Raw genomic sequence first — 6,589 nt, 5'->3', positions numbered from 1 at the left:
ATCAGGGTTCGATAATAATTCCATTTTTAAAGTTTAATTTAAGTGTTTAAAGTAGTTGTACGAAATTAATCTAATTTTGTTACAATACCTTTCTGTTTTTTGTCTTCTCCAACAAAAGAATATTCAAAAGTGTAGGTTTTTGGGCTGGTAGTCAAAATTTTCATAGAAATTGCTTTCTTTTCTTCACGATTTTTAGGATTCAATTTGGTGAGAATGTATTCGCAATCATTAATCCAACGAATAGATGCGGTATCGGTTTTTCCATCAAAATTTTCAATTTGTAAATTTTCTTTTCTTTCAAAAGTGGAAGTTTTTTTCACACTATCTATAACTTGAGTAAATTCAAATTTTCCTGTTTTAAAATCTGCACAATTACGTTCTTGATTGTAACAAGAAACCAGCAATAGGAGTAGAGGCAATATTACTATTATTTTTTTCATTTTTTATTTGGAGCTTATTCCTGCTGTACGTTTCAATTTTTCGTCAAAATAATTTATTTTACATTGCCAAAAAGGAGCTTCCTTTAGCAAGAAAATAATATTATTTTTTCCTTCAAAATTTCCACTTCCATCATGGCTATTTTAGTTTATTTAATTCGGCATCATTAAAATTTTTAATACTTTTTTCTTTAGAAAATTTATCAACATTATAATTACTTGATTTATTTTTAGGAATAGACAAACTATTCCATTCCGTTTTTTTTAGCATTTTGGCATAAAAAACAATTTGCCCAATATGATAAGGATAATGCGACAATTGCCTATTAATGGCTTCTACAACGGTTTGACCTTCATTTCGAATATAGATAATGGTCATTAGTTCTTCGGATTTCAAATCATTAATAACTGCAAAAAGACAATTCCATCCTTTTTCCCAAATAGTAAGTAAACTTTCTTTGGATTCAATGGTTTCTATAAATTCCGAATCACGATTCCGCCATTTTTTTTCACCATCCGTAGTCAAAAAATTGGTCCAACGAGAAATCATATTTCCAGACATGTGTTTTATAATTGTAGCAATGGAATTAGAATTTTCATTGGCAATCTCAAATAACTGTTCAGTTTCAAGCTGTTCCATTGTTTTTTCTGCAATTGTTTTGTAATAAAGAAATTGCTTTTTTATGCTTTCTAAATAATTGCTATTTATTTCCATCAAACATACTATTTAATATGGTTTTTAATCCTTTAAAAGTTAAAAATATAGCAAAAAAACATATCATAATTCCAATTGATAATACAATATAATGCAACCAAGTATGCTGATTTTTAAAAGCATTGTAAATTACTGATGGTCCAATGAAATATAACGGCAACGACCACGCCATATATTTAATTCCTTTGGAAAGTATTTGTTTGTTTGTTGACATTTAGAAATTAAATATTATAATTCGTTATAATGATCTACCGCTTTTCTCACACTTCCAAATTCCTCTAATAGTTCAGCCGCTTTTCCATAGGAAACATTTATTTCTCCCATAATCATTTTTACACCACGATCTACCAATTTTTCATTAGACAGTTGCATGTCGACCATTTTGTTTCCTTTTACTTTTCCTAATTGAATCATGGCTGTTGTTGAAATCATATTCAAAACCAATTTTTGTGCTGTTCCTGCTTTCATTCTGGAACTTCCAGTTACAAATTCTGGACCAACTACCACTTCAATTGGAAATTGTGCCACAGTTGAAAGCGGACTTCCAACATTGCAAGTAATACAAGCTGTTGGAATATTATTTTCATTGCATTTTTCTAATCCAGAAATCACATAAGGCGTAGTTCCTGAAGCGGCAATACCAATAACAAAATCGTTTTCCGTTATGTTTTCATTTTGCAAATCTGCCCAAGCTTGGGTTTTATTATCTTCAGCATTTTCAACGGCTTTACGAATTGCAGTGTCGCCACCAGCTATAATTCCATTAACTAAATTGGCAGAAACACCAAAAGTTGGCGGACATTCAGATGCATCAAGTATTCCCAATCTGCCAGAAGTTCCTGCACCAATATAAAACAATCGTCCACCCAATTTCATTTTTTCAACTAATTTGGAAACTACTTTCTCAATTTCTGGCAACGCTTTTTCGACAGCCAAAGCGACAGTTTTGTCTTCATTATTAATATTAAATAACAATTCTTGAACAGACATTTTTTCCAAATGTTCGTATTTTGAAGATTGTTCGGTCGTTTTTGTGAAGTTCATTCGGTTTATTATTGTATTGATTCTATATGGTTATCTTTTGCGACTAGTAATCTACTTTTTTCGATTTCTGATTCAATAATATCCCAGTTTTTATTAAAATATTGATAAAGCTGTTTTAAAGAAAAATTACCTAATTGAAAATAAACTATTTTAGGTGATTTTTCGCAAACTAAAAACCTGTTATAAAAATCGACATCTTTAGTTAAAATAATATAGTTATTTTCTAAAGCAAAATTCCAAATTTCAGTATCAGTCATTCTTAGATTTAAATCTGATACAAAAATAAAATTAGTATCATTAAAAAAACTAAAATACTTAGGCAAATTTACATCTACTAAAAATACAGAACTCATAATTAACTGGCAAGTTGAATATCATTTTTGGAAGTCGATAAATTTTTTAATGCAAAAGCAATGCAAGCTTGAATATCTAATTTTTCTAGAAATGGATAGGCATTTATTATTTCTTCTGAAGAATCGCCCGAAGAAAGATATTGAAGAATAGTTTCTACAGTAATTCTTAGCCCTCTTACTGTAGGTTTGCCATTGCAAACATCAGGAATTATTGTAATTCTATCTAAAATTGAATTTTTCATTATTATCTTTTTACAAATTTAGCTAAAAATTAAATTATTTAATAATCTATTATAAAAAATATGCCAACCCAATTCCTAAAATTATCATTGAAATTTTGGCAATGTTAAATTTATGCCCTTCACTACTTTCAAAAATAATTGTTGACGATATATGAAACAAAATACCAATTACTACAGCAGTTATTTCTGTATAATAATTATTTAAAACTGGAAAACTATCAGAAATAAATGTGCCCAAAGGCGTCATAATCGCAAAACTTATCATGAAAATAAAAAGTGCCACTTTGTTAAGTTCTGCTCCCAAAAAGAACGTTGTCAAAATAATTGCAATAGGGAAGTGGTGAATGGCAATTCCTACGGCTAAATCATGATGTTGTCCTACAGGGAAACCCTCTAAAAGCGCATGAATACAAAGGCTTATAAAAAGAGTCCAAGGCATTTTTACTATTTTATCATGACCATGGACATGACCATGTTCTGCACCTTTTGAAAAAAATTCTAAAATGATTTGAAACAAAATACCAACCATTATAAAAATACCTATATGTGTATTTTTACTCTCGTAAAGTTCTGGAAGTAATTGGATTACTGTTAAAGACAATAAAAATGAACCGCTAAAAGCCAACAATAATTTTAAATTGGTTTTGTTCTTTGGTTTTAAAAATAAAGCGACTCCAAAACCCAATAATACTGAAAATAATGGTAATAAATAATTCATTATTTAAAAATCATAATTAATCTTTCGCTTTCAATTTTGTGGTATTTTTTGAGTTTATAATCTCCAAAAATATCGAGTAAAAAAATACCTGCTTCCTCCATCATACTTTCAAAATCTTGAAGCGTTAATGCTTTTACTTTTTCAGTAAAATGATATTTATTTCCTTGATCTTCAAAATCAATTTCTTTAAATATGTGGTTGTCTTTTACGTAGCGTTTAATGTGAAAGTCAATATTATCGACTGTTTTCACTTCTTCTGGAACCAAATTTGCAATCACATTTGCCACATTCATAAAATCTATTACTGCAAAACCATATTCAGAAAGACTATCTTTAATGGCAATTAAAGTTGTCAAATTATCGGCATCATTTTCAAAATAACCAAAACTAGTAAACAGATTAAAAATGGCATCAAATTTTTCCTCAAAAGGCTCACGCATGTCGTGTACTTTAAAATCTAAGGACTTATTTTTATTTTTTGAAGCTTCGGCAATGCTATTCTCTGAAAGATCTGCGCCCAGAACATTAAATCCCAATTGATTTAAATAAATGGAGTGTCGCCCTTTGCCACAAGCCAAATCTAATATTTTTGAACCTTCTGGAAGATTTAAATAATGGGTCAAATTGTCCATAAAAACTTGTGCTTCACGATAGTTTCTATCTTTGTAAAGTATATGATAATAAGGCGTGTCAAACCAAGAAGCAAACCAGTTTGCTGATTTATGATTGTTGACTTTAGAGTTTAGATTTTCTGATGCTAACATTAATTCTGTTTGAAAGGAGTAATTAGAGTACAAATTTAGTGTATTTTTGCAGAAAAATAACTATTATGGTACAATTCGAAATGTTTAATTTTGGATTTTATTATCGTAATTGACATTGATATTATAATGGAAAACTTCAAAATGATTGCCAAAACTTTTTTTGGCTTCGAAGAAATACTAGCAAAAGAACTAACATTGCTTGGCGCACAAGATGTTGAAATGGGAACCAGGATGGTTGGTTTTGCTGGTGATAAAGGTTTTATGTACAAAGCCAATTTATCGCTTAGAACTGCTTTAAAAATTTTAAAACCAATTTATTATTTCAGAGCAAAAAGCGACGAAAATTTATACAAAGGAATTCAAGGCATCGATTGGTCAAAATATTTAAACACCAATCAGACTTTTGTAATTGACACCACGGTTCATTCAGATTATTTTAAACATTCGCAATTTGTATCTCAAAAAAGTAAAGATGCTATTGTAGATCAGTTTAGAGCAAAATCTGGAATTAGACCAAGTGTCGATAAAGATTTTCCAGATTTAAGAATTAATATTCATATAGATAAAGACCAAGTTTCTGTTGCTTTGGATACTTCAGGAAATTCTTTGCACCAACGTGGTTATAAAACAGCAACAAATATTGCACCAATTAATGAAGTTTTGGCCGCTGGAATGCTTTTGCTTTCTGGTTGGGAAGGTCAGGGCGATTTGTTGGATCCCATGTGTGGTTCAGGAACTATTTTGGCCGAAGCTGCTATGATTGCATGCAATATTCCAGCAAATATTAATAGAAAAGAATTTGCATTCGAGAAATGGAATGATTGGGACAGCGAATTATTTGATAATATTTTAAACTCATTGCTCAAAAAAGTCAAAGAGTTTCATTATAAAATTATAGGTTTCGATAAAGCACCGAGTGCAGTTCAAAAAGCCATTGCTAACATTAAAAATGCCAATTTGGATGAATATGTAACTATTTCAGAAAAAAACTTTTTTAACACTCAAAAAGAAACTTCTGGACCATTGCATATGGTTTTTAATCCGCCATATGGTGAAAGATTGGATATCGAGATGGAGCGTTTTTACCGAGAAATTGGCGATACTTTAAAACAAAGTTATCCAGCAACAAGTGCTTGGTTTATTACTGCCAACTTAGAAGCTTTAAAGTTCGTAGGATTAAAACCTTCTCGAAAAATCAAGCTTTTCAATGGAAGTCTGGAAGCACGATTGGTCAAGTATGAAATGTACGAAGGTAGCAAAAGAACCAAATTTCAAACCCATAATTCGCAGGAAAATGAGTAAAAAAACCAAGGCATTCGTTTATCAAATAATTTGTTTTGCCATATTATTTATACCTTTGCGATATATTATTGGTATGTATACTGGATTAAGTGGCTATTGGATTCCTTTAACATCGTTTGTAATAGCTACAATAGTTACACCAAAATTTCAAGCCGTTAGAACCAATGAAGGTGAAAAACTTTTTGTGAAATGGTTGTTTGCAAAACAAGTAAAGGAAATAAAATAATTATATATTTACTTTTATGGTAATTGTAGTTCCTTGATTAATACCAGATTTTATTTTTAAATCGCCATTTATATTTTTAATTCTTGCTCTGATTTGAGTAATACCAAAACCATCGGTGCTTGTAATTTTATCGATATCGAATCCAATACCATTATCAATGATGTTAATGACTAGCAGTTTTTTAAATAATTCCAAACTTACTAAACATTCTGAAGCCTTGCTGTGCTTTATTGCATTGTTTAAAAACTCTGAAACTATAAAGTATAATTTGGTTTCGTAATCAGTTTCAAATCTAAAATCATTTTGGATATTCGACTGAAAATCAAATAAAATTATTGAGTTTGAATTGTTTTCACACAAATCTTTCAAGGCAAACTGAAGTCCAAATTTCACTAAAAGTGGCGAAACCAATTCGTGTGACAAATCTCTTACTTTATCATGAGCATCTTTAAGGAGAATTCGTGTTTTAACAAGTTCTTCAATTTTTTCCTTGGACAAATCGCTTTCAAATGCCGATAAATGCAGTCCTACAGAAGATAAAATGGCACTAACTTGATCATGCAAAATTGCAGAAATTTTGTTTCTCTCAAGATCTTGACCGTCCAGCGTGGCATTGATAATTTTATACTGCAATTTGTTGTCAATATCTTTAATTTTATTTTTTTGCTTTAATAGTAAATTTTGATAATAAAAATAAAATATAAAACCCGCAAGAATAAATAAAAATGCAAAAACCAATAGCAATTTTTGATTTCTTTCCTGCTTGCTACTTAGTTGTTTTTCTTTGT

The 6,589-nt window shown here is 30.0% G+C and carries 11 protein-coding genes; 2 read left to right on the top strand and 9 right to left on the bottom strand.

Annotated features, from left to right (window positions below):
- Positions 1 to 65: 65 nt before the first annotated feature.
- From RMN92_RS01765 to RMN92_RS01730, 8 genes are all read right to left on the bottom strand, one after another.
- Entirely contained in the window at positions 66 to 440 is a 375-nt protein-coding gene (locus RMN92_RS01765) for a DNA topoisomerase IV (RefSeq protein ID WP_309607745.1), read from the bottom strand.
- A 136-nt stretch (positions 441 to 576) separates the two neighbouring features.
- On the bottom strand, positions 577 to 1,152 hold the full coding sequence (locus tag RMN92_RS01760; protein WP_309607744.1) for a DUF1572 family protein: 576 nt from the start codon (positions 1,150 to 1,152) through the stop codon (positions 577 to 579).
- On the bottom strand, positions 1,139 to 1,366 hold the full coding sequence (locus RMN92_RS01755) for a DUF6095 family protein (protein ID WP_309607743.1): 228 nt from the start codon (positions 1,364 to 1,366) through the stop codon (positions 1,139 to 1,141). Before RMN92_RS01755 ends, RMN92_RS01760 begins: the two co-directional genes overlap by 14 nt.
- A gap of 14 nt (positions 1,367 to 1,380) precedes the next feature.
- A complete protein-coding gene (gene murQ, locus RMN92_RS01750) occupies positions 1,381 to 2,196 on the bottom strand; it encodes an N-acetylmuramic acid 6-phosphate etherase (RefSeq protein WP_309607742.1) in 816 nt (271 codons plus the stop codon).
- A gap of 8 nt (positions 2,197 to 2,204) precedes the next feature.
- Positions 2,205 to 2,549 carry a DUF5615 family PIN-like protein gene (locus tag RMN92_RS01745; protein WP_309607741.1) on the bottom strand — a complete coding sequence of 115 codons (345 nt, stop codon included), beginning with the start codon at positions 2,547 to 2,549 and terminating at the stop codon, positions 2,205 to 2,207.
- Between the two features lie 2 nt (positions 2,550 to 2,551).
- Positions 2,552 to 2,791, bottom strand: a complete 240-nt coding sequence (locus tag RMN92_RS01740) for a DUF433 domain-containing protein (RefSeq protein ID WP_309607740.1) — start codon at positions 2,789 to 2,791, stop codon at positions 2,552 to 2,554.
- Positions 2,792 to 2,840: 49 nt separating this feature from the next.
- The gene (locus RMN92_RS01735; protein WP_309607739.1) at positions 2,841 to 3,509 is read right to left on the bottom strand and encodes a ZIP family metal transporter; all 669 of its coding nucleotides are present in this window, start codon (positions 3,507 to 3,509) and stop codon (positions 2,841 to 2,843) included.
- On the bottom strand, positions 3,509 to 4,273 hold the full coding sequence (locus tag RMN92_RS01730; protein WP_309607738.1) for a class I SAM-dependent methyltransferase: 765 nt from the start codon (positions 4,271 to 4,273) through the stop codon (positions 3,509 to 3,511). Before RMN92_RS01730 ends, RMN92_RS01735 begins: the two co-directional genes overlap by 1 nt.
- 126 nt (positions 4,274 to 4,399) lie before the next feature.
- On the opposite strand from RMN92_RS01730, the gene RMN92_RS01725 reads away from it, so the two are divergent.
- Positions 4,400 to 5,575 carry a THUMP domain-containing protein gene (locus RMN92_RS01725; protein ID WP_309607746.1) on the top strand — a complete coding sequence of 392 codons (1,176 nt, stop codon included), beginning with the start codon at positions 4,400 to 4,402 and terminating at the stop codon, positions 5,573 to 5,575.
- Positions 5,568 to 5,801: a hypothetical protein gene (locus tag RMN92_RS01720; RefSeq protein ID WP_309607737.1), complete on the top strand. Its 234-nt coding sequence runs from the start codon at positions 5,568 to 5,570 to the stop codon at positions 5,799 to 5,801. Before RMN92_RS01725 ends, RMN92_RS01720 begins: the two co-directional genes overlap by 8 nt.
- Here the strand turns inward: RMN92_RS01720 and RMN92_RS01715 are convergent.
- A partial coding sequence (locus RMN92_RS01715; RefSeq protein ID WP_309607736.1) for an ATP-binding protein occupies positions 5,802 to 6,589 on the bottom strand: 788 nt, incomplete at its 5' end.

Origin of the sequence: Flavobacterium sp., assembly GCF_031363805.1 — a bacterium.
Lineage (GTDB): Bacteria > Bacteroidota > Bacteroidia > Flavobacteriales > Flavobacteriaceae > Flavobacterium.
The sequence above is the reverse complement of the archived record's forward strand: the minus strand, read 5'-3'. Positions and strand labels throughout refer to the sequence as shown.